The following is a 24,321-nucleotide window of genomic DNA, read 5'->3' on the forward strand; positions in this document are numbered from 1 at the left end:
TTAATTTTGCAGTATGAGAAAAATTGAGAATAGCGAATTAGACCGAAAATCGATAGAAGAATTTAAAGAAGCAAAAAAAACTCCTATTATTGTAGTTCTTGATGACATAAGAAGTTTACATAATATTGGATCTGTATTTAGAACTAGTGACGCTTTTTTAATCGAAAAAATATATCTCTGCGGTATTACTGCCACTCCACCCAACAAAGAAATTAACAAAACTGCTCTTGGAGCAACCGATACTGTAACATGGGAATACAAAAAAGATGTACTTGAAGTTATCCAAGATTTAAAATCCCAAAACATTGACGTGTTTGCAATCGAACAAGTTGAAGGAGCTATTTTTCTGGACAACTTTGAGGTTGAAAATAACAAAAAATATGCATTAGTTTTTGGCAATGAAGTATTTGGAGTTAATCAAGAAGCTGTAAAAATGTGTGATGGCGCAATTGAGATTCCTCAATTAGGAACTAAACACTCCTTAAACATTTCTGTAAGTACTGGAATCGTAATTTGGGATTTGTTTTGTAAACTTAAAACCGTTTAACTGTCTAATTTTTCTTGAATTGCATCTAGAACTTTGATGTAATCTGTTTGCTTTTTCACAAAATCATATTCAGAAACATCGATAACTAATACATTCAAATCGGTTTGAGTTTTTATATAATCTAAATATCCTTGATTGATTTTCTCAAGATATTCACCTGGGATTTCCTGTTCGTAACTCCTACCTCTTTTTTTGATATTTTTCAAAAGTCTGTCAGTATTTTGGTATAAATACACATACAAATCAGGCTTAGGCATTTCTTTATATATAATATCAAACAATGTTTTGTACAATCTAAATTCATCTTCCTGCAATGTTACTTTGGCAAAAATCAAAGATTTAAAAATATGGTAATCTGCAACAACAAAATCTTTGAACAAATCGAACTGTGATAAATCATCGGCCAGTTGCTGATAACGATCTGCAAGAAAAGACATTTCCAACGGAAATGCATAACGCCCTTGATCTTTATAAAACTTTGGTAAAAAAGGGTTATCTGCAAAGCGCTCTAAAACCAACTTAGCATTAAAATCTTCAGATATCCTAGTAGCCAATGTTGTTTTACCAGCACCAATATTTCCTTCAATCGCAATATAGTTAAGGAGATTGATACTGTATTTTTTTGTAGGCAAAATTAAATCCCCAACAACTTCACACTTACTCTCATCTTCACAACTTCTATAAAGTTGTTCTATTGATTGATGTAAAACTGGATGATTATAATCGATTTTCAAATCTAACAAAGGTAAAAGAACGAACTTCCTGAATTGCATTTGCGAATGTGGCACTTGTAAATGGTCGGTTTGAACAACCAAGTCCTCAATCATGATGATATCAATATCTATAACCCTAGCTTCATATAAATCTGTTCTTTTTCTAAAACGTCCTAATTCTTTTTCAATATTGGCAATTTTTTTTAGAATTTTTTCTGCTGAAAAAGAAGTATGAACGAGTAATGCACAGTTATAAAAATCATCACTTTCAAAACCCCAAGCTGGGGTTTCATATAACTTAGAAACACGCAAAACCAACCCAATATTCTCATGAATTAATTGGATACAATTTTGAATGTTCTCTAACCGATTTCCTATGTTGCTTCCTAACGAAAGCACAACATTTTGCTGCCTGCTCATAACCACCACAAATTAACTAAAAAGAATTGTAGAATGACAGCATATTCCTTAAGCTGTTAATAACTATTTTTTAATGTAACATTTTCTAAAAAAACATACTAATGTTTAAAAAATAATTTGATATGAATTTTTTAAAGAATGTTTTATCTACAGTTGTAGGTATTTTTATTTTTTTCTTTGCGTTTTTCTTCTTCATAATATTGTTAGGAGCATTACTTGGAGGTGAAGAAAAAATTGAGGTAAAAAATAAATCGGTTATTGAGCTTGATTTAGCCAAAGTAACTAATGATTATGGAGGGAAGTTTAACTATAAAGACATGCCTTTCCTAAATGACAAAGCAGAAAAAGAAGGTTTGTCTGATGTAATAAAAGCCATCGAAATTGCCTCAAAAGACAGCAAAATTGAAGGTATTTCTATACTGAACAATCCACTTAATCTTGGGGTTGCTCAAACAAAAGCGCTTCGTGATGAATTAGAAAAATTCAAAAAATCAGGCAAATTTGTGGTTGCATACAGCAATGTAATGACTCAAAAAGAATACTATTTAAATTCAGTTGCTTCAAAGGTATTTTTGAACCCAGTAGGAGAAGTAGATTTTAAAGGTCTTTCTAGTTCAATTCTATACATGAAAGATTTCCAGGATAAATCTGGAATTAAAATGGAAGTTATTCGTCATGGAAAATATAAAAGTGCTGTAGAGCCTTTCTTGACAAACACAATGAGTCCAGAAAATCGTGAGCAAATAACAACTTTTTTAAATTCTATTTGGAGTTCAATTGTGCAAGATATTTCTAAATCAAGAAATATACCTGTTGAAAAACTAAACAGTATTGCTTCTGAATTATCAGCTAGAACCCCACAATTAGCTTTAGAAAATAAGCTGGTAGATGTTATAGCTTATGAAGATAAATATCATGATTACATCAAAAGTGTAATTGGCATAAAAGATCAAAAAGAAAATTACAACAAAATTTCAATTTTAGATTATGCTGAAAGCACAGTAGAAGATGAAACTTTTTCAAGTAAAGACAAAATTGCAATCATTTATGCTCAAGGTGAAATCACAAGTGGCGAAGGAGATGTAAATGAAATAGGTGAAGGTTCTATGCGTCGTGCTCTAGAAGAAGCTCGTGAAGATGATGATATAAAAGCTATTGTTTTAAGAGTAGACAGTCCAGGTGGAAGTGCTTTGACGTCTGATTTGATTTGGAGAGAGATCGAATTGACTAAAAAAGTGAAACCAGTGGTTGTTTCCATGGGTAATTTAGCCGCTTCAGGAGGTTATTACATTTCATGTAATGCTAATAAAATTTTCGCAGAATCATCAACAATCACAGGCTCGATAGGGGTTTTTGGAATGTTACCTAATTTCCACGGTATTGCTTCAAAATACGGATTCAACTCTGAAATGGTAGAAACGCATAAAAACGCTGGTGGATATGACCCATTCCAACCAATAGATAATGATTTTAAAAACTTTACTCAAGAAGGTGTAGAAAGTATTTACAAAACATTTGTATCAAGAGTTGCTGCTGGTCGTAAAATGACATTTGAGCAAGTAGATGCTATTGCTCAAGGTAGAGTTTGGAGTGGAACCGATGCTTTAAAACTGGGATTGGTAGATAAAATTGGAGGAATGGACGATGCCATTGCATATGCAGCATCATTAGTTAATGTAAAAGATTATGCAACGGTAGATTATCCAGAATATGAAAAGGATATTGACTCTTTCTTTGGAGGCAATGGTTTCTTTAGCTCTTTAGGACTTTTCCAATCGACTGAAACGCTACTAAAAGAAGAACTAGGTGAAGAAAACTACCAAATGATTCAAAACATTAAAAGTCTAAATTCTAAAAAAGGTGTGCAAGCCATTATGCCTTTCGAAGTAAATATCAACTAAACTAATACTATTCAACTTTTAAATCCGTTCTATATTTAGGACGGATTTTTTTATGAAAACTTTACACATCAAATACATGATAAATAGTATTTTTGTAAGAAGAGTTACATTGAACACCCATTTCTAAAACATAAATTCAATAGCAATGAAAAAGAAAATTTTAATAGGCATAGGCATTTTTCTATTAGTTACAATAGTAAGTTTAGCAGCAATCCCTATATTTTTTAAAGATCAGATAAAAGCTAAAATCGAGCAAAGCATCAATGAAAATGTTGATGCCAAGGTAACTTTTGATGACGCTACTTTGAGTTTATTTAAAAACTTCCCTAATGCAAACGTGGGGATTGAAAAACTTATCATCATAAACAAAGCACCTTTTGTTGGTGATACTTTAGTTGCTTTTGAGGAATTAAACCTTCAAATGTCGGTTGCCGAATTATTTAACGGCGAAAATGAACCAATGACCTTAAAAGCTATTTCGGTTAAAAAAGGAAAAGCTAATATTCTTTTTAACAAGGATGGCGTTGGAAATTTCGACATCGCAATTAAGGATAATAAACCAAAAGAAGAAACTAAAGAAAGTAAACCTTTCTCTATGAACATCCAGAATTATGAAGTTGAAAATTTCAAATTCAAATATTATGATGAACGTTCTAAAATCAAATTAGTTTTAAGCGAATTGAACCATACTGGAAAAGGAAATTTTGCTTCTGAAGTTTTAGATTTAGATACAAAATCGACAACTAAAATATCGTTAGACATGGATAAAATGAACTACATGAAAAATGTAGCCATTAGTCTTGATGCTGTTTTGGGAATAGATTTAAAGAAAAGCAAATATACTTTTAAAGATAACAAAGCGAAGATTAACGAACTTCCGTTAGAATTTAATGGATTCATTCAACTTTTAGAAGAAGGTCAGGAGTATGACTTAACTTTTAAAACCCCCACTTCTTCATTTAAAAACTTTTTAGGATTAATTCCTTCTGCTTATGCAAGTAATATCGAAACTGTAAAAACATCTGGGGATTTTACTGTAAACGGAAAAGTAAAAGGTCAACTTACTGACAATACTGTTCCTAAATTCAACATTGCAATTGCATCAAACAATGCTTCTTTCCAATATCCTGATTTACCAAAATCAGTGCAAAACATCGTAATTGATACTAAAATCATCAATGAAACAGGATTAATAGCAGACACTTATGTGAACTTAGATCAACTTTCGTTCAAAATAGACCAAGACGTATTTAGTGCGAAAGCAAATATTAGAAATGCCATGACAAACGCCTTGGTAAATGCTTCATTAAAAGGAACCATTAACCTTTCTAATTTTTCTAAAGCTTACCCAGTTAAGTTAGACCAACCTTTATCAGGAATTTTAAATGCTGATGTAACGACTAAGTTCGATATGCAATCTGTAGAAAAAAGTCAGTATCAAAATATTCAAAATTCTGGAATGATGACTTTGACTGGTTTTAATTATGCCGGACCAGAAATGGCTAAACCAGTTCAAATTCAGAAAGCAGCTGTAGCTTTCAATACTAGCCAAATAAAACTGAATCAATTAGACATGAAAACTGGAGGGTCCGACATTCATGTAAATGGAACATTAGACAACTTCTATGGTTTCTTATTCAGAAATCAAATCCTGAAAGGTAATTTCAACATGAATTCCAATCAGTTTTTAGTTGCTGATTTCATGGAACCTGCTTCATCAACTGCTAAAAAACCAGCTGAAGAATCTTCTTCAAAATCAGGTTCAGGAAGTGGTGCAAAAAAAGAAGCTGTAAAAATTCCAGCATTTTTAGATTGTGCAATATCAGCAAAAGCAAACACTGTTGTTTATGACAATCTTACATTAAAACAAGTTTCTGGAAAAATGATTATTCGTGATCAGGCAGTAACGCTTCAGGATGTAAAAACAAATATTTTTGATGGTCAAATAGGATTTAATGGTGTAGTTTCTACCAAAGAAAAAACACCTAAATTCAATATGAATCTAAACCTAGACAAAGTTGATATTGGAAAATCATTCACACAATTAGACATGCTTAAAGCCATTGCCCCAATAGCAGGTGCCGTAAGTGGTAAATTAAACTCTAACATAAAACTTAACGGTAATCTTGACGCTGTAGAAATGACGCCAGTTTTATCTACACTTACAGGAGATTTATTGGGACAATTGTTATCAACAACTGTAAATTCAAACAATTCAGAAATGTTAACTGCGTTGACTTCTCAATTTAAGTTTATAGACTTAAAAAAATTGAATTTAAATGATATTAAAGCGGCCATTTCATTTGATGAAGGAAAAGTAGTTGTAAAACCTTTCAAAATTAAATATCAAGATATCACTGCAGAAGTTGGAGGAGCACATGGCTTTGACCAAAGCATGAAATACAACATCAAAATGGATGTGCCAGCAAAATATCTAGGCGGTGAAGTAAATAAACTATTAAGCAAATTAACGCCAGCTGATCAGGCTAAAATAGAAAGTGTTCCTGTTACTGCATTAATGACTGGAAATTTTAAAAGTCCAAAAATTAGTACTGACATGAAGCAAGCAACAACAAACTTGGCTTCACAAATTGTACAAATGCAAAAAGACAAGTTACTAAATCAAGGCACAGGTGCATTATCTAACATTTTAGGAGGCGGTAAAAAGAATACAGCAGATACAACAAAAACTGCAGATCCTAAAAAAGATGCGATAAAAAATACTGCAAATCAAGTGTTGGACGGGTTATTTAAAAAGAAAAAGCCTGCACAGCAGACTCCATAATAAAAAAGCTCCTCAAAAGGAGCTTTTTTATTATATATCAATTTTTACAACATATCCCTCAAACGTTCGAATATTAAAAACGGTACCATCCTCAAAAATAAGATACTGCCCTTTTATACCAGATAATTTACCAGAATATACAGGTGATTTATCTAAATTTAAACTTGCTACTTTGGCAGGATAATTTACTACTGGATAATGCATCTCGAAAAGTTCTTCTTTGGTGCTTTCAAAAAATTCTTCGACTTCTTTAGGCAACCATTTTTTTACTTTTAGCCTTTCTTCGAACAAATCTGTTTTAAGAATTTCATTTTTTAGCATTTTTTGCCAATGTGTTTTATCTGTAAAATGATCTTTTAAAGCAACCTCAGTAATTCCTGCTAAATAACGATTAGGGACTTCAACAATAGGAATAGCTTGTTCTGCTCCTTGATCTATCCAGCGAGTAGGAACTTGTGTTTTTCTTGTCACTCCTACTTTTACTTCGCTCGAAACGGCCAAATACACAATATGAGGCTGTAACTGAACCCTTTTTTCGTACTCTAAATCACGATCTTCTATATCCAAATGAGCTGTACTCAATTCGGGTTTCATGATCCAATCTCCTGCCGAAGCGCTTCCCATAAAACAGTCATAACAAAATCCTTGACGAAATATTTTTTTCTTTTTACCACATTCTAAACATTGATAACCTTGAAATGAAATTTCTAATTCCTTTCCAAGTAATTGATTTACATTCAAAAAACTATTTTCAAACACCAAATAATACTGAATAGGATTACCAAATTCGGTTTGCATTTTTGTTAAAACTCCTTCGTAAATCATCTGTTATTTAGATTTTATATTTTATATTTAATTTCTATTTTTGGTAAAGTTATAATTCATAACGTTAAAATCATAATTTAAAAATGCCTCTACCTATAATAAATTCTATTGCCTCTTGGGTTTTAAAACAACGTATTCATGAAATAGAGTTGTTTTTAAAATACCCTAATGAAGTACAGGAAGAATTACTTATAAATTTAATTCGTTTAGCCGAAAATACAGTATTAGGTAAGCAATATGATTTTGAATCTGTAAAAAGCTATCATACCTTTCAGGAGAGAGTTCCTATTTCTACATATGAAGATTTAGAACCTTTTATAGAAAGAACACGCAAGGGCGAACAAAATGTTTTTTGGAACGAACCAATAAAATGGTTTGCCAAGTCAAGCGGAACTACAAATGCTAAAAGTAAATTTATTCCTGTAAGCGGTCAAGCCCTTGAAGATTGCCATTACAAGGCCAGTAAAGATTTACTTTGTCTATATCTAAACAATAATGAAGAATCACAATTATTTACTGGCAAGAGTTTAAGACTTGGAGGTAGTAAACAATTGTATGAAGACAACAATACCTTTTTTGGAGATTTATCTGCAATTCTAATTGACAACATGCCTTTTTGGGCCGAATTTAGTAGTACGCCAAGCAACAAAACATCATTAATGAGCGAATGGGAAACCAAATTAATGGCGATTGTTAATGAAACAAAAAACGAAAATGTGACTAGTTTTGCTGGCGTTCCTTCATGGATGATGGTTTTACTAAATAAAGTACTTGAAGAAACTGGTAAAACAAATTTATTTGAAGTTTGGCCAAATTTAGAAGTGTACTTTCATGGTGGCGTAAGTTTTGATCCATACAGAGAACAATACAAAAACATTTTACCTAAAAATGACTTTAAGTATTATGAAATTTATAATGCTTCGGAAGGTTTCTTTGCTATTCAGGATTTAAACAATTCAAACGACTTATTGTTGATGCTTGATTATGGAATTTTTTATGAGTTTATTCCAATGGATACCTTTGGTACACCTCATCAAAAAACCATACGTCTTGCCGAAGTCGAATTAAATAAAAATTATGCGGTTGTTATAACAACCAATTCTGGTTTATGGCGTTATCTTATAGGTGACACTGTTCGCTTTACTTCTCTTAAACCTTATCGCATAAAAGTTACTGGAAGAACCAAGCATCACATTAATGTTTTTGGTGAAGAATTAATGATTGAAAATACAGATCAAGCGTTAGCCAAAACATGTAAAACTACCAATTCTGAAGTAGTAGACTATACTGTAGCTCCAGTTTTTATGAGTGGTAAGCAAAAAGGGGCTCATGAATGGATAATTGAATTTAGAAAACAACCAGACGATTTATCTAAGTTTAGTCAATTACTGGATGAAAACATTCAGGCATTAAATTCTGATTACGAAGCAAAGCGATACAACAACATGACGCTAAATCCATTAACCATAAATATTGCTCGTGAAAATCTATTTTATGATTGGTTAAAAAATCAGGACAAACTTGGAGGACAGCATAAAATTCCAAGACTTTCTAATAACCGTGATTATTTAGAACAGTTACTTTTGTTGCAATAATATCAATAATAATTTAACTAAAAAATCCCGCCAAAAGCGGGATTTTTTTATGATGCTATTTCTAGACGTTTTAATAAATTTTTTGTCAAAGCTTCTTCAACATAATGTTTATCTATATGTAACTCGCTTTCATCAGATCCAGGGAACTCATACATAGCGTCTGTTAAAATTGCTTCACACAATGAACGTAATCCTCTTGCTCCCAATTTATATTCTAAGGCTTTATCTACAATAAAATCTAAAGCTTCATCAGTAATCGAAAAATCGATTGCATCCATTGCAAATAGTTTTTTGTATTGCTTAATTAAAGCATTTTTAGGCTCTGTCAAAATAGCACGCAATGTTTCTCTATCTAGAGGATCCATGTGTGTTAAAACTGGCAAACGACCAATGATTTCAGGAATTAACCCAAATTCTTTAATGTCTTTTGGAATAATATATTTTAATAAATTAGTTTCATCTATTTTATCTGTCTCCTTAGAAGCACTAAATCCCATTGCTTGACGGTTTAAACGCTTAGAAATAATACGCTCAATACCATCAAATGCACCACCAGCAATAAATAAAATATCCTTAGTATTTACCTCAACAAATTTTTGGTCTGGATGCTTTCTACCTCCTTTAGGTGGAACGTTTACAACTGTACCTTCCAGTAATTTCAATAAAGCTTGTTGAACACCCTCACCAGAAACATCTCTAGTAATTGAAGGATTATCGCTTTTACGAGCAATTTTATCTATTTCATCAATAAACACAATTCCTCTTTCTGCTTTTGGAACATCATAGTCAGCAGCCTGTAATAATCTAGTTAAAATGCTTTCTACATCTTCCCCAACATAACCTGCTTCCGTTAAAACCGTTGCATCAACAATTGCTAAAGGCACATCAAGCATTTTTGCAATTGTCTTTGCTACTAATGTTTTACCAGTACCTGTTTGTCCAGCCATGATAATGTTGCTTTTTTCAATTTCTACATCATCACCATGATCTTGTTGCATTAATCTTTTGTAATGATTATATACCGCAACAGACATCACCTTTTTCGTTTGTTCCTGTCCAATTACATATTTATCAAGAAAAGCTCTAATTTCTTTTGGTTTTTGCAGCACTAAATCAGTAGTGTTTTTAGCAACACCACTTGCTTTAATTTCTTCCAAAACAATTCCATGAGCTTGCTCAATACAACGATCACAGATGTGTGAATTGATACCTGCAATTAAAAGGTTGGTTTCAGGTTTCTTTCTTCCGCAGAAAGAACATTCTAATATTTCTTTTGCCATTATTTTGAGTTGAAAAGCGCAAAGTTACAAATTTGTAAGACACAAGTTATGTTACTCGGCTACTCTGTTATTTTGAAATTTTAAAATTATCTTCTTAAAACTTCGTCAATCATTCCGTATTCTTTTGCTTCATCGGCAATCATCCAATAATCGCGTTCACTGTCTTTATAAACCTTATCGAACGATTGCTTTGAATGTTTTGCGATAATCTGGTACAATTCGTCTTTTAATTTCAACATTTCTTTTAAGTTGATTTCCATATCAGTTGCCACACCTTGTGCTCCTCCTGATGGTTGATGAATCATTACTCTTGAATGTGGTAATGCCGAACGTTTACCTTCTGCACCAGCACACAATAAAACCGCTCCCATAGACGCTGCCATTCCTGTACAAATAGTTGCCACATCAGGCTTGATGTACTGCATGGTATCATAGATTCCTAGACCTGCATATACACTTCCTCCTGGAGAGTTAATGTAAATTTGAATATCTTTAGAAGCATCAACACTTTCTAAAAACAATAATTGCGCTTGAATGATATTAGCCATATAATCATCTACCCCTGTTCCAAGAAAGATAATTCTGTCCATCATTAAGCGTGAAAAAACGTCCAATTGTGAAATATTTAATTGACGTTCTTCTATAATATAAGGAGTCATACTACCAACAATCTTGTCATAGTACATACTATTTACTCCGTGGTGCTTTGTAGCAAACTTTTTAAATTCTTTACCGTAATTCATTTTGGCGTATTTAAGAGGTTGTATATCTAAATCATAGACAATGTAGCAAATTTCGTACCTTTTTTAAAATATGCCATTTTGTCTTTATAAAAAAAGCGTCAAATTTAAAATCTGACGCTCAAATATAATGATTTTTTAACGATTATTCTCCGTACATTTCTTTAACAAACTGCTCGTAAGAAACCTCTTTTGTTTTAGCATTAAATTTATCTTTAAACAAGTTAAGCATTTTTTCGCTCATAACTTGTTCTGACATGCGACGTACTTCGTCTTGATTAGACATTACACGTGCAACAATTCCATCAACATCAGCATCTGTTGGATTTGTTTGACCAAACTGTGCCATTTGTTTTTTAATGATATCAGCAGCATAAGCTTTTAATTCATCAAAGTTGATTTGTAAATTATTGTCAGTAATGATTTTACTTTCAATTAGTTGGTAACGCAAACCATTTTCAGATTTGCTGTACTCTGCTTCAGCTTCTTCAGCAGAAAGTGGTTTTTCACCTACTGTTTGAATCCATCTTTTCAAAAATGCTGCTGGCAATTCTACTTGGTTGTTCTCAATTAAGAAAGTTGTAGCGTCGTTGTAGAATTTTTGATCTGCTTGTTGAGCAAATTGCTTTTCAGCATCTTCTTTAATTTTCGCTTTAACATCTTCTACAGAAGATACATTTCCAGCACCAAATAATTTATCGAATAATTCTTGGTTTAATTCTGCTGGCTCGCTAGTTGTTACTTCTTCGATTTTGAAATCAACATTGATATCTAAACCGTGAACATCATCGTGGCCAACTTGTAAATAATCCATTAATTTGTGATCATCATCAAACAAACCTTTTGTCGAAACAGTTACAACATCACCAGCTTTTTTACCAATGAATGCTTTAACCGCTGCTTTACTTTTGAAAATATCCAAAGTGATTTGCGCAGGTGCATTGATCCCTTTTTCTTCATTAACAAAAGTTCCTCTGATATCATCTCCTTCTGCAACTTCTGTTTTAGAAATCATTTTACCAAATTGTTTTTGAATTCTCACAACTTGCTCATCTAGCATTTTGTCATCAGCAACAATTTTGAAATATGTTAAATTGTTTTTACCCTCTAATTTAACATCAAATTGAGGTGCTAAACCTAATTCAAATTCAAATTTAAAATCTTCAGCTTCCCAGTTGAAATCTTCAGTGAATTTAGGTAATGGATTTCCTAAAATATCTAACTTCTCATCAACTAAGTATTTGTTTAAGTTTTCTTGTAATACTTTATTAACTTCCTCAGCTAAAACTGCTTTACCGTATTGTTTTTTTACTAAAGACATTGGCACAGCTCCTTTTCTAAAACCAGGAATGTTAGCACTTTTACGGTAGTTCTGCAAAACTTTCTCTACATTATCAGCGTAATCATTTTTTGCAACTTCTACAGTTACCACTGCGTTTAACGCATCGATATTGGTTTTTGTAATATTCATTATATACGTTTTTTACATACTAAATTTGGGTGGCAAAATTACATAATTTATACCACCCAACAAATTTTATTTAACTGAAACTCACTTTACAGATTCTAACACTTAAATTATTGCATTAAAGTGAGTTCTTGAAATCCTTGAAAAAGCTAATTTTTAACTGAAAAAAAATTAACCGTCTAAATATTAATCCTTTATAAACTTATAAAGTATCCATTGCGAAACCGACAATAGAATACTAAAAAGCATTGCTGTAAGGAAGCTATTTACCTCAAATCCGTCTACTAAATAATCACAAGTGTAAACCATCACAGTATTAATTACTAAAAGAAACAATCCCAATGTGAAAAAAGTAATAGGAAGGGTAAAAAACACCAAAACTGGTTTTACAAAAGTATTTAAAAGTCCCAAAACAACAGCTACTATTAATGCAGTTGTAATATTATCAACCTGAACACCAGGCTTTAGAAAATAGGACAATAATAACACTATGATTGTCGAAATAAGTAGTTTTTTTAATAAGTTCATTTTAAATTTTATTTTGAGTTAGTTCTTTAAAAAATGTATCGTTTTTTCAAAAAATTCTTTTGGATTTTCGGCATGAAGCCAGTGTCCTGCATTAGAAACGGTTTCTATTTCAGCTTTTGGAAAATGATGATAAATAGTTTCAAAATCAGCATCCAAAATATAATCTGATTTATCACCTCTTAAAAACAATGTTTCTTTATCAAAATGGTTTTCAAATGGTAACGCATCACCAATTACTGAAGTATTTTCAGTGAAGACTTTCAAATTAAACCTAAAACCTAATTGCCCAGGCTCAACCCAATATAAATTCTTCAACAAAAACTGACGTGTTCCAAAATCATGAATATAACCCGAAACAATTTCTTCAGCTTCAGCTCGAGAAGGCTTTTTAGAAAAATCAACAGCATTTAATGATGCTAAAATGGTTTGATGATGTGGCGCGTAAAACTTTGGACCAATATCTGCCACAACTAATTTATCTACCAATTGAGGATAATTTGTAGCAAGTAACATCACTACTTTCCCTCCCATAGAATGCCCAATAACATCTATATTTTTTAATTGATGATATTGGCAGTATTCTACAACATCCTTAACCATAAAATCATACCCCCAATCATTTGAATGGAAACTTTTCCCATGGTTACGTAAATCTAACGCATGCACTTGAAATCCTTGTTCAGCATATTGTGAAGCCAGAGTTTTCCAATTATCAGACATACCAAGAAACCCATGAATAATCAATAGAGGCTTTCCTTCTCCTACTATATTTGAATGCAGCAACATATTATTTTAGTTTTTGCAAATACATATTAACGACATTTTCTAAACCTAGATACAATGATTCAGAAATTAAAGCATGACCTATGGAAACTTCCATTAGTCCAGGAATATTCTTGTTGAAAAATTCAATATTATCTAAACTCAAATCATGACCAGCATTAATTCCTAATCCTAATTCATTAGCTAATTTTGCTGCTTCAACATAAGGCAAAATTCCATTCTTATTTCCCAAACCATATTCGTGTGCAAATGCTTCTGTATATAACTCTATTCGATCAGTCCCAGTTTCTTTAGCTCCTTCAACCATTTCCAAAATAGGATCAACAAAGATAGAAGTTCGAATCCCGTTTCTTTTAAATTCAGCAATTACTTCTTTCAAATACGATTGATTTTTAATCGTATCCCACCCAGCATTAGAAGTCAATGCACCAATTGCATCTGGCACAAGCGTAACTTGCGTAGGCTTACATTCTAATACTAAATCTATGAAATTGTGTTGCGGATTACCTTCAATATTATATTCGGTGTAAACTACATCTTTTAAATCACGAGCATCTTGATAACGAATATGTCTTTCGTCAGGACGTGGATGAATTGTTATTCCATGTGCCCCAAAACCTTGAATTTTTTTTGCAGCCTCAATTACACTTGGTGTATTTCCTCCACGTGAATTTCGCAAAGTCGCAATTTTATTAATATTTACGCTTAACTTACAATTATTATGTGTCATTTTGACGTCATTTTTATATGATTCGACAAAAATACGAACTTATACAAGGCTGTTATCTTATTTTTTAATTATTTTGCAGAAGATTACTACAATTCATTATGACCAATTTATCTGACTATATTACTCAAGATTTAAAACCTCTGGATATACAAGAAAGTATTGCTGTTGCTCAGGATTTTTTTCTTGACTTGCCTTTTTCACATTTTCCAGTTTTAGAAAATGGTATTTTTATTGGTAGTGTATCTTCAGAAGATGTAGAAAATTTTGACTCTTCAAAAAAATTAGTCGATTACAAATATTCTTTTGAAGGCTTCTTTACAAGAAAATATTCAGTTTTACTAGATGTTTTAGATGATTTTGCTAAAAATGAAACAACTGTATTACCAGTTCTTGATGAGCAAAACAACTTTATTGGTTATTATGAACTTGAAGATGTAATTAAGGTGTTTAATGAGACTCCTTTCTTAAAAGAATTAGGTGCTGTTATCATAGTAGAAAAAGACATAAACGACTATTCATTTAGCCAAATTTCACAAATTATAGAAGGGAATAACGCAAAATTATTAGGCGCATTTTTATCTAATACAGATACAGAAAAAGTTCAAATCACTATTAAAATTGCTGAAGGAGGAATAAACGAGATCATTCAAACTTTTCGCCGTTATGAATATGAAATAATCTCTGAACATCAAGAAGATGATTATTTAAAAACTTTAAAAGAACGCTCTGACTATTTAGACCGATACCTTAATATGTAATTTATGAAAGTAGCGATTTTTGGACAATTTTATCAAAACACTACTTCGCCCATAATGGAGCGACTTTTACATTTCTTAGAAATCAATAAAGTAGATTTCACGATAGAATCTAATTTTTTAAAAATACTTCAAGACAACAAAGCGATAACTATTGATTTACCTACTTTCTCATCATACAAAGATTTAGATAAGTCATATGATATGCTTTTAAGTGTTGGTGGTGACGGTACATTTTTGAGAGCAGTCACATATGTGAGAAAATCAGGTATTCCAATTTTAGGCATTAATGCTGGGCGCCTAGGTTTTTTAGCTAATGTTCAACAAGAAAATATTGAGAAAATTTTAAAACTCATTATTAAAAAAGAGTATAAAATCTCAAAAAGAACATTACTTAGTCTAAGTGGCACTCCAAAAATTGATGTCATAAGTGATTTAAATTTTGCCATGAATGAAATCACCGTGAGTCGTAAAGACACTGCATCGATGATTACTATTGAAACTTATTTAAACAACGAATATCTTACATCATATTGGGCCGATGGCGTTATAATTTCAACTCCAACAGGATCTACAGGATATTCTATGAGTTGTGGAGGTCCCATTTTAACTCCAGACGCTACAAGCCTTGTGATAACACCAATTGCCCCACATAATCTTAACGCAAGACCTTTAGTCATTCCCGACAACACAACTTTAAAATTAGTGGTATCAGGAAGAGAAGAAAATTATTTAGTTTCTCTGGATTCAAGAATTGCTTCGGTAAAAAATGAATCAGTATTGACAATTAAGAAAACACCATTCAAAATAAACATGGTAGAGATTCCAGAAGAAACTTTTCTAAAAACACTAAGAAACAAACTTCTTTTTGGGCAAGACAAACGTAATTAAAACTATATTAAATACTACGAAGCTTACTTTTTCGTTTAACTTGAATAAAATATAGAACTTTTATCCTTGAATGAAAGTTTTACTTTGTTAAGTGCCCATAATTAGTATATTTGCAACCTGTTATAAAAATGAAGAACTTTTTTTACATAATTACCTTATTATTAGCATATAATATTGCACAGTCACAAATTCACGAATTAGGCGTTTTTGGTGGTGGCAGTAATTTCATTGGTGATGTAGGAAAAACCAATTATATAGCTCCAAACGAACCTGCTTTTGGTATTTTGTACAGATGGAATAAAAGCCCACGATTTTCATGGAGAGCATCAGTTATTCAAGCTAAAATTTCAGGAAACGATTTGGATTCTGAAGTAGACGGAAGAAAAGAAAGAGGGTTGCAGTTCAAGAATACTATCACAGAATTTTCGGCTGGTTTCGAATTTGATTTTTTTGATTTCGACTTACACCAAACTGGCTTTTTTGCAACACCTTATATATCAACTGGAGTTAGTTATTTTTTAGCTGACAACTTATATGTAATTAATAAAAAATATTATAACGAAGACAACAAAGGTAAATTTGCATTGCCAATGATTGTTGGTGTAAAAATGAAAATTTCTGACAGTTTTGTTTTAGGAATTGAAAGTGGAGCGAGATATACATTTACTGATGATATCGATGGTAGTTTTCCTAAAAACAACAGCCTAAAGCAACATGCTTTTGGAAACACAAATAGTAACGACTGGTACGTATTTACCGGAGCAACATTAACATACACATTTGGGCAAAAACCTTGCTTTTGTGCTGACGAATAAAAATGAGCTTATTAAACAAAATTAACACAGAAAACCTACCTAAGCATCTGGCCATTATTATGGACGGTAACGGTCGTTGGGCCAAACAACAAGGAATGCTACGTGCTTTTGGGCATGAAAATGGTACAAAATCTGTGCGAACTACAGTTGAAGCTTGTGCAAAACTAGGGATAGAAAACCTTACTCTTTATGCTTTTTCTACAGAAAACTGGAACAGACCTAAATTAGAAGTAGATACATTAATGAAGCTTCTTATTTCTTCTCTTAAGAAAGAATTAGAAACCTTAATCAAAAATGATATAAGGCTTAATTCTATTGGCAATCTTGAAACCTTACCAAAAGGAGTACAAAAGGAATTAGCGGAAGTAATCGAAAAGACAAAAAACAACTCAAGAATGACTCTTACTTTGGCTCTAAGTTATGGCTCAAGGGAGGAAATCTTAAATGCTGTTAAAAAAATATCAGATAAAGTTAAAAATAATATAATTTCAATTGATGGTATTGACGAATCCATATTAAATAATCATCTTTACACACACAACTTACCAGATGTAGATTTAGTAATAAGAACAAGTGGTGAGCATCGCATCAGTAATTTTTTGCTTTGGCAAATTGCCTATGCCGAATTTTACTTTACAGATGTATTGTGGCCTGATTTTAAAGAAGAGCATTTATATGAAGCAATTATTAGCTATCAAAAAAGAGAACGCAGATTTGGAAAAACAAGTGAACAAATTAAATAATTTATTAAGTATTAAAAACAGCGTTAAATTAATGCTGTTATTCATATTTTTAGGTCATTCAATCAATACAAATGCTCAAGACAGACTATCTTTTGAAGATGGTAAATCTTACATATTAAAAAAGGTATCCGTTACAGGAAAAGTAACTTATAACGAACAAACCATTGTTACTTTCGCTGGACTTGAAAAAGGACAAAGAATAACTGTACCTGGAGAGGAAATCAGTAACTCTATAAAAAAACTTTGGCGTTTAGGCTTATATAATGACGTAAACTTTTTTGTAGACAAAATAGAAGGAGATAGTATCTCTTTAAATTTACATTTAACAGAACTTCCAAAATTGAAGGAAGTTAAAATTGTTGGTGTTAAAAAAGGAGCTGTTGAAAAATTAATAAAAGACAACAGTCTAACACCTGAAAAAATTGTAAATGAAAATTTAATTACAACCACTAAATATTATATTGAGAATAAATATAAAAAAGAGGGGTACTTTAACACAAAAGTTCATATAACAACTATTGAAGATACAGCGACAATAAACCACGTTAACATGCTTGTAAATGTTGATAAAGGCAGAAAAGTTAGAATCAAAAAAATCATTGTTGAGGGTAATTCGCAACTTACCGATGCAAAAATTAGAAATGCTATGAAAAACACTAAACAAAAAGGGTTTTTCAGAAAAGGTTTACTTAATGTTTTCAAATCTTCAAAATACATAAAAGAAAAATACAAGGAAGACTTAGGTACTATAGTAGACAAGTACAAAGAAAATGGTTTTAGAGATGCACGTGTTAAATATGATACTGTAAACTACAATAAAGAAAAAAACAATGTAACTATAAAACTAAACATTGAAGAAGGAAAAAAATACTACTTTGGTAAAATTGACTTTTTAGGAAACACCGTTTACAGTGATACATACTTGAACAGACAACTTGGAATAAACAAAGGAGATGTTTATAATGGTATCTTATTACAAAAACGAATTTCAGATCAATCAAAACCAGACGGAGACGATTTAACTAACCTATACCAAAACAATGGTTATTTATTCTCAAATATCAACCCAGTAGAAGTTAGTACTGCTAATGACACTATTGATATGGAAATCAGAATTGTAGAAGGTCCTTTAGCATATTTTAATAAAATATCTGTTGTAGGAAATGATAAAACAAACGACAAAGTAATTTATCGCGAATTACGCACCAAGCCTGGTGATGTTTATAGTAAAGAAACACTAGTTAGAACAATACGTGAACTTGGTCAATTAGGCTTTTTTGATCCTGAAGCAATCAAACCAGATTTTGAAAATGTTGACCCAGCTGCTGGAACTGTAGATATCAAATATAATTTAGTAGAAAAAGGAGCTAGTCAAATTGAACTTCAAGGGGGTTATGGCGGAGGAGGTTTCATTGGCACATTGGGATTATCATTTAATAACTTTGCAATGTCCAATATCTTCAAAAAAGATGCTTACAAACCTCTCCCTATGGGTGACGGTCAAAAATTATCTTTAAGACTTCAAGCAAGTACTTATTTTAGAACTTATAGTTTCTCATTTTCTGAACCATGGTTTGGAGGTAAAAAACCAATACAATTCTCAGGGTCAATTTCTTACAGCACACAATATTCAAACAATTTTGCAACAGGAAGAGTAGACAAAACTAAAAGTTTTAACATCTTTACAACTTCAATAGGTTTAGCAAAAAGATTAAAAGTTCCAGATGATTTCTTTGTATTATCACAAGCCATAGCTTATCAACATTATGACTTAAAAAATTACAACATAGGACTTTTTACTTTTGGTAACGGAAGCTCAAGAAACTTATCTTATACAATAGGATTAAGTAGAAACAACAAAGGTCTTAACCCTATCTTCCCTACATACGGATCAGAATTTAGTTTAAGTGGAAAGTTTACATTACCATACTCATTATTCAATGGTGTTGATTATGGAAACCTAAAAAATCTACCAGACTATAAATTGAAAAGTCTTTATTATATAGAGGAAGATGCTAATGGAAACATTGTTAATATTGGCGATTACATTGATGCAAATGGAAACAAAGTTAATGACCCAGCAAATGCAGCAGTGGATCAAGCAAAAGTTGATCAGAAGAAATTTAACTGGTTGGAGTATTATAAAATTAAATTTAAAGCAGAATGGTTTACACCAATCTATGAGAAACTTACGCTACGCACATTAGGAGAATTTGGTTTTATGGGTGCCTATGACAAAAATCGAGGATTGGTTCCTTTTGAGCGTTTTTATTTAGGTGGTGACGGAATGGCAAATTATTCTATGGACGGTAGAGAGACAATTCAGTTGAGAGGTTACCCTAACAACTCTTTAACACCTATAAATTCAAATGGAGAACAAATTGGCGCCACTGTATACAATAAATTCACATTAGAATTACGTTATCCTATTACATTAAAACAAGCAGCATCTATTTATGCGTTAACGTTTTTAGAAGCAGGTACGGCATACCCAGACTTTAAAAAATATAATCCATTCAACTTACAGCGTTCAGCAGGTGTAGGATTAAGAGTCTTTATGCCAGCCTTTGGATTATTAGGAATCGATTTTGGACACGGTTTTGATGCAGTTCCTGGAACAACAGTTAAAAATGGATGGGAAACACATTTCATCATTGGTCAACAATTTTAATTATATTTGAATAGTCTTTGAACATTTAAATACTGTTTTATGAAAAAAATAATTTTATTCTTTATTGCTATTGTAGCCGTTCATTCAAACGCTCAAAGTAAAGCAGGTGTAAAGATTGGATATATCGATATGGATTATATCCTTGAAAATGTTCCAGACTACAAAGAAGCAGCTTCACAACTAGAGCAAAAAGCTCAAAAATGGAAACAAGACATAGAAGTTAAGAAGAATGAAATTTCTAAACTTAAAGAAGGGCTTAAAAATGAAAAAGCGCTCCTTACAAAAGAATTGATTGAAGAAAGAGAAGGTGAAATTAAATTTCTTGAAGCTGATCTAATTGACTACCAACAAAAAAGATTTGGTCCTCGAGGTGATTTAGCTGTACAAAAAGAATCAATTATAAAACCAGTACAAGATCAAGTTTTTAATGCTGTTCAAGATATCGCTGAAGCTAAACAATATGATTTTATTTTTGACAAATCATCAGATATGACAATGCTTTTTTCGGCTAAAAGATTTGACATAAGTGATCAAATTGTTAGAGTAATTACTAGAGCTGAAAAAAGAGAAGAACTTAGCAATAAAAAACGTAAAGCTCTTGAAGAAAAACAAGAAAAACAAGACGAAGTTGCCGATAATCCTGCATTAGCAGAAAGACAAAGAATTTTAGATGAGAAAAAGGCTTTGCGAGAAAAAACAATTGAAGACCGTAGAAATACTGCCGCTCAAAAGAAAAAAGAATACGAGGAAAAAAGAAAAAAATTACTTGAAGAACGTAGCGGAAAGAAAACTGGCACAACAATTGATTCTACTTCTACAAAAAAACCAGAAACGGATAAACAATTAGAAAATTTCAATAAAATTGAGAATAAAAAAGCTGATTTAGATTCAATAAAAGCTGCGCGTGAAACTGCTAGACTTAAAACTATCGAAGATAATAAAAAAGCATTTGAAGCAAGAAAAAAAGCTTTAGAAGAGAAAAAAAAGAAAGTACAAGAAGAAAGGGAAGCAGCAGCTAAAAAAGCAAAAGAGACTAAAAAAAATTAACAGAGAACAAAAATTAGAAATTAATTACACTAATACTAAAAATGATGAAACAGATTAAAACTTTACTTATTGCAGCAGTAATGATGTTAGGGGCAAGCCAAATGAATGCTCAAGCAAAGACAGCTCATATAGATGTAAATGATTTATTGTCAAAAATGCCAGAAATGACATCTGCAAAAGCACAGTTAGAAAAATTAAGCAAAACTTTTGACGGTGAATATTCTACAATGGTAACTGAATACCAAACAAAAATGAAAAAATACGAAGCTGAAGCATCTACTCAAACTGAAACTGCAAACGAAACTCGTGCTAAAGAAATGCAAGATATGGGTCAACGTATCCAACAGTATAGAGATTCTGCTCAAAAACAATTACAAGATAAAGAAATGGAAATTGTTAAGCCTATCATGGATAAAGCTAAAGCAGCAATCATCAAAGTAGCTAAAGCAAAAGGATACCAATATGTAATGGATTCTGCTAGCTTAATTTTAGCTGATGGTCCAAACCTATTCGAAGATGTGAAAAAAGAATTAAAATTCTAATCACACACAATAATTTTTAAAAAACTGCGCTAAAATTTAGTGCAGTTTTTTTTTTACATTTGTTTTATGAGTAGTACAAAACCAATAGGTTTATTTGATTCGGGTATCGGAGGCACTTCAATTTGGAGAGAAATACATAATTTACTTCCACACGAAGACACCATTTATTTAGCTGACAGCAAGAATGCTCCTTACGGGAAAAAAACGAAGCAAGAAATAATAGATCTTTCTGCAAAAAACGTAGACTTTCTTTTAGAACAAGACTGCAAAATAATAGTAGTAGCTTGCAACACTGCTACAACAAATGCTATTAAAGAATTAAGAGAAAAATATGATGTCCCCTTTATAGGTATTGAACCTGCAATTAAACCAGCTGCAAACCTTTCCTCCACTCAAACGATAGGAATCTTAGCAACAAAAGGAACTCTTAACAGTGAGTTGTTCAACAAGCAAGTAGAAAACTACACAAATGTCAATATTCTTGAACAAGTAGGCTATGGACTAGTCGAATTAATTGAAGGTGGGAAAATAGATTCAGAAGAAATGCGTAATCTTCTAAAAATTTATCTTCGCCCAATGGTTAAAGCCAATATTGATTATCTAGTTTTAGGATGTAGTCATTATCCTTATTTAATTCCTGAAATTGAGAAAATAATTCCCAAACATGTTAGAATTATAGATTCTGGTCAGGCAGTTGCAAAACAAACAAAAGCTATTTTAGAAAAAAACGGATTATTAAATACATCTGAAAATAAAGCCAAAAATCTATTTTATGTTAACAGTGATGCTGCTGTTCTAAAAAACATTTTAGGTTTTAGCACGAATGTGTTCCAAAAAGATTTTTAGGAACTCAACCTAATAATTCAAATCAACTGTGATCCCGCTATGCGCTAAATCTTTTTTGTTGACTTCGAGAACCTCAATCAACAAAAAAGGATATCGCTTCTATCGGGGTTATTAATCGAGTTCAAACCTATTTGAACCAACTCGAATACATTACGTAATTATTAGATATACGCTCTATTTCCCCTGCAAAATCACTCTGATCAATGTCTTTTACTTTTTTTGCTGGTATTCCTGCATAAATAGTCCCAGATTCAACAACTGTATTTTGTGTAACAACAGAACCAGCAGCAATGATAGAGTTACTCTCAATCACACAATTATCCATAACTATAGCCCCCATTCCTATTAAAACATTGTCATGAACAGTACAGCCATGTACAATTGCATTATGTCCAATTGAAACATTATTGCCTATTACTGTTGGATGCTTTTGATAAGTGCAATGAATAATAGCGCCATCCTGAATATTGACTTTATTTCCAATTTTAATAAAATGAACGTCACCACGCAATACTGCATTAAACCATATACTACAAGATTCTCCTAAAGTAACATCTCCAACAATAGTCGCATTTTCTGCTACAAAACAATCTTCAGGAATATTGGGATACTTCCCATTTACTTCTTTAATTACCATAAAAACATCTATAAAAAAATTGTCCCGAATAAATCGGGACATACACTATTAATTATTAAGAGCTGGACAATTACAGTCGTATTTCTCTTTCTTACATCCAAAGTCATAACCCAAAGTAATTTGATGAAATCCTCCTGTATCAAATTTAATATCACCCATAACATTAGAATAAGTATAAGCAAACATAAATTGTTTATAATTAACACCTAAAATAGGAGTTATATATTGAAGCTTTTGATTTTTCACCTCTGTACCATCAAGATATTGTGCACCATCAAAGCTTCTTCTGTAAGAAAGTGCTGCCCATATCTTACCAAAATCTACTGGTTTATATACTTTCAAGTTTAAATCCAATGCTTTTTCTTTTGTTCTTTCAGTCAATTGGAATAAAACTGATGGCTCGAAAAGAAGTTTTCTTGAATTTCCAAAGTTATAACCAAAACTCATTAAATATTTTCTCAAGTTATCTGATTCATATTTTGTATATAAACCTCTACTTTGAAACAAAGCGTTTTTAACTGTAACATGCGCATAAAAATCAAAAACATTATATGAAGCTCCAAAATCTACATTCAAATATGAAGAACGTTGCATGATTCCTGCTATAATAGGATCAAAATCATTTTGATCTCTTAAAAAAGTTGTTTCATCTAATTGATTTTGTACTAAACCTCCGCTTAAACCAAATGACAACTGATTCAAATCGGTAGTACTTCTTGAAAACATAATATGATGAGCATAAGTAACCTTAACCCCTTTTTGTGCATGATAACCATTCTTGTCGTTAAACAAAATCACACCAATACCCGATTTCCCATCTCGATCAATAGCACCATTAAAACTTAATGTTTGTAATGCAGGTGCATCAGAATTTCCAAACCATTGTTGACGTGCAGTTAATCTAACTTTCGAGCAGTTAGCAGCTCCAGCCATCGATGGGTGTAATAAGTAATAATTATCAGAAAGATAGTCCGAATAAACCGCTATACCTTCTTGTGAAAAAGATAAGTTTGTAACAATCAAACCTATTAAAATTGCTATTTTTTTAAAGTTCATTAT

Annotated in this window: 22 protein-coding genes; 12 read left to right on the top strand and 10 right to left on the bottom strand. The window is 31.8% G+C overall.

The genetic code is table 11. The features are described from left to right. Window positions 1-13: 13 nt before the first annotated feature. Complete coding sequence (locus tag LJY17_RS09860; protein WP_264543657.1) at window positions 14-547, top strand: RNA methyltransferase; 534 nt, start codon at window positions 14-16, stop codon at window positions 545-547. Here LJY17_RS09860 and folK read toward each other — a convergent pair. Then, the gene (gene folK, locus LJY17_RS09865; protein WP_264543658.1) at window positions 544-1,680 is read right to left on the bottom strand and encodes a 2-amino-4-hydroxy-6-hydroxymethyldihydropteridine diphosphokinase; all 1,137 of its coding nucleotides are present in this window, start codon (window positions 1,678-1,680) and stop codon (window positions 544-546) included. The genes LJY17_RS09860 and folK overlap by 4 nt on opposite strands. Before the next feature lie 122 nt (window positions 1,681-1,802). On the opposite strand from folK, the gene sppA reads away from it, so the two are divergent. Both sppA and LJY17_RS09875 read left to right on the top strand, forming a co-directional pair. Next, window positions 1,803-3,581 carry a signal peptide peptidase SppA gene (gene sppA / locus LJY17_RS09870; RefSeq protein ID WP_264543659.1) on the top strand — a complete coding sequence of 593 codons (1,779 nt, stop codon included), beginning with the start codon at window positions 1,803-1,805 and terminating at the stop codon, window positions 3,579-3,581. A gap of 145 nt (window positions 3,582-3,726) precedes the next feature. Then, entirely contained in the window at window positions 3,727-6,366 is a 2,640-nt protein-coding gene (locus LJY17_RS09875) for an AsmA family protein (protein ID WP_264543660.1), read from the top strand. 30 nt (window positions 6,367-6,396) lie between these two features. On the opposite strand, the gene LJY17_RS09880 is transcribed toward LJY17_RS09875, so the two are convergent. Beyond that, window positions 6,397-7,191 carry a DUF2797 domain-containing protein gene (locus LJY17_RS09880; protein ID WP_264543661.1) on the bottom strand — a complete coding sequence of 265 codons (795 nt, stop codon included), beginning with the start codon at window positions 7,189-7,191 and terminating at the stop codon, window positions 6,397-6,399. A gap of 83 nt (window positions 7,192-7,274) precedes the next feature. Here LJY17_RS09880 and LJY17_RS09885 point away from each other — a divergent pair, with 83 nt between their 5' ends. Beyond that, a complete protein-coding gene (locus LJY17_RS09885) occupies window positions 7,275-8,786 on the top strand; it encodes a GH3 auxin-responsive promoter family protein (protein ID WP_264543662.1) in 1,512 nt (503 codons plus the stop codon). Window positions 8,787-8,833: 47 nt separating this feature from the next. Here the strand turns inward: LJY17_RS09885 and clpX are convergent, their stop codons facing one another. The 6 genes from clpX to LJY17_RS09915 form a co-directional block, all read right to left on the bottom strand. Further along, a complete protein-coding gene (gene clpX / locus LJY17_RS09890) occupies window positions 8,834-10,066 on the bottom strand; it encodes an ATP-dependent Clp protease ATP-binding subunit ClpX (protein WP_264543663.1) in 1,233 nt (410 codons plus the stop codon). A gap of 86 nt (window positions 10,067-10,152) precedes the next feature. Then, on the bottom strand, window positions 10,153-10,809 hold the full coding sequence (gene clpP / locus LJY17_RS09895; protein ID WP_264543664.1) for an ATP-dependent Clp endopeptidase proteolytic subunit ClpP: 657 nt from the start codon (window positions 10,807-10,809) through the stop codon (window positions 10,153-10,155). A 142-nt stretch (window positions 10,810-10,951) separates the two neighbouring features. After that, on the bottom strand, window positions 10,952-12,277 hold the full coding sequence (tig, locus tag LJY17_RS09900; RefSeq protein ID WP_264543665.1) for a trigger factor: 1,326 nt from the start codon (window positions 12,275-12,277) through the stop codon (window positions 10,952-10,954). Between the two features lie 183 nt (window positions 12,278-12,460). After that, entirely contained in the window at window positions 12,461-12,802 is a 342-nt protein-coding gene (locus LJY17_RS09905) for a phage holin family protein (protein WP_264543666.1), read from the bottom strand. 18 nt (window positions 12,803-12,820) lie between these two features. Further along, a complete protein-coding gene (locus LJY17_RS09910; RefSeq protein ID WP_264544901.1) occupies window positions 12,821-13,585 on the bottom strand; it encodes an alpha/beta fold hydrolase in 765 nt (254 codons plus the stop codon). 4 nt (window positions 13,586-13,589) lie between these two features. Then, complete coding sequence (locus LJY17_RS09915) at window positions 13,590-14,315, bottom strand: pyridoxine 5'-phosphate synthase (RefSeq protein ID WP_264543667.1); 726 nt, start codon at window positions 14,313-14,315, stop codon at window positions 13,590-13,592. Window positions 14,316-14,413: 98 nt separating this feature from the next. On the opposite strand from LJY17_RS09915, the gene LJY17_RS09920 reads away from it, so the two are divergent. The 8 genes from LJY17_RS09920 (at window position 14,414) to murI (ending at window position 22,625) form a co-directional block, all read left to right on the top strand. Beyond that, on the top strand, window positions 14,414-15,073 hold the full coding sequence (locus tag LJY17_RS09920) for a CBS domain-containing protein (RefSeq protein ID WP_264543668.1): 660 nt from the start codon (window positions 14,414-14,416) through the stop codon (window positions 15,071-15,073). Window positions 15,074-15,076: 3 nt separating this feature from the next. Then, window positions 15,077-15,961: an NAD kinase gene (locus tag LJY17_RS09925; RefSeq protein ID WP_264543669.1), complete on the top strand. Its 885-nt coding sequence runs from the start codon at window positions 15,077-15,079 to the stop codon at window positions 15,959-15,961. Between the two features lie 128 nt (window positions 15,962-16,089). Beyond that, window positions 16,090-16,776: a DUF6089 family protein gene (locus LJY17_RS09930; protein ID WP_264543670.1), complete on the top strand. Its 687-nt coding sequence runs from the start codon at window positions 16,090-16,092 to the stop codon at window positions 16,774-16,776. A gap of 2 nt (window positions 16,777-16,778) precedes the next feature. Further along, window positions 16,779-17,519 (top strand): isoprenyl transferase, encoded by a 741-nt coding sequence (locus LJY17_RS09935; protein WP_264543671.1) that lies wholly within the window; start codon window positions 16,779-16,781, stop codon window positions 17,517-17,519. Further along, complete coding sequence (locus tag LJY17_RS09940; protein ID WP_264543672.1) at window positions 17,452-20,190, top strand: BamA/OMP85 family outer membrane protein; 2,739 nt, start codon at window positions 17,452-17,454, stop codon at window positions 20,188-20,190. The genes LJY17_RS09935 and LJY17_RS09940 overlap by 68 nt, the downstream gene beginning before the upstream one ends. Before the next feature lie 39 nt (window positions 20,191-20,229). Further along, window positions 20,230-21,237: an OmpH family outer membrane protein gene (locus LJY17_RS09945; RefSeq protein ID WP_264543673.1), complete on the top strand. Its 1,008-nt coding sequence runs from the start codon at window positions 20,230-20,232 to the stop codon at window positions 21,235-21,237. A 44-nt stretch (window positions 21,238-21,281) separates the two neighbouring features. Beyond that, window positions 21,282-21,779 (top strand): OmpH family outer membrane protein, encoded by a 498-nt coding sequence (locus LJY17_RS09950; RefSeq protein WP_264544902.1) that lies wholly within the window; start codon window positions 21,282-21,284, stop codon window positions 21,777-21,779. 66 nt (window positions 21,780-21,845) lie between these two features. Beyond that, a complete protein-coding gene (gene murI / locus LJY17_RS09955; protein WP_264543674.1) occupies window positions 21,846-22,625 on the top strand; it encodes a glutamate racemase in 780 nt (259 codons plus the stop codon). A 127-nt stretch (window positions 22,626-22,752) separates the two neighbouring features. Here the strand turns inward: murI and LJY17_RS09960 are convergent, their stop codons facing one another. Both LJY17_RS09960 and LJY17_RS09965 read right to left on the bottom strand, forming a co-directional pair. Then, on the bottom strand, window positions 22,753-23,262 hold the full coding sequence (locus LJY17_RS09960) for a gamma carbonic anhydrase family protein (protein ID WP_264543675.1): 510 nt from the start codon (window positions 23,260-23,262) through the stop codon (window positions 22,753-22,755). Window positions 23,263-23,310: 48 nt separating this feature from the next. Beyond that, a complete protein-coding gene (locus LJY17_RS09965; RefSeq protein ID WP_264543676.1) occupies window positions 23,311-24,318 on the bottom strand; it encodes a PorP/SprF family type IX secretion system membrane protein in 1,008 nt (335 codons plus the stop codon). Window positions 24,319-24,321 lie beyond the last annotated feature (3 nt).

This window comes from Flavobacterium hankyongi, assembly GCF_036840915.1.
GTDB lineage: Bacteria > Bacteroidota > Bacteroidia > Flavobacteriales > Flavobacteriaceae > Flavobacterium > Flavobacterium hankyongi.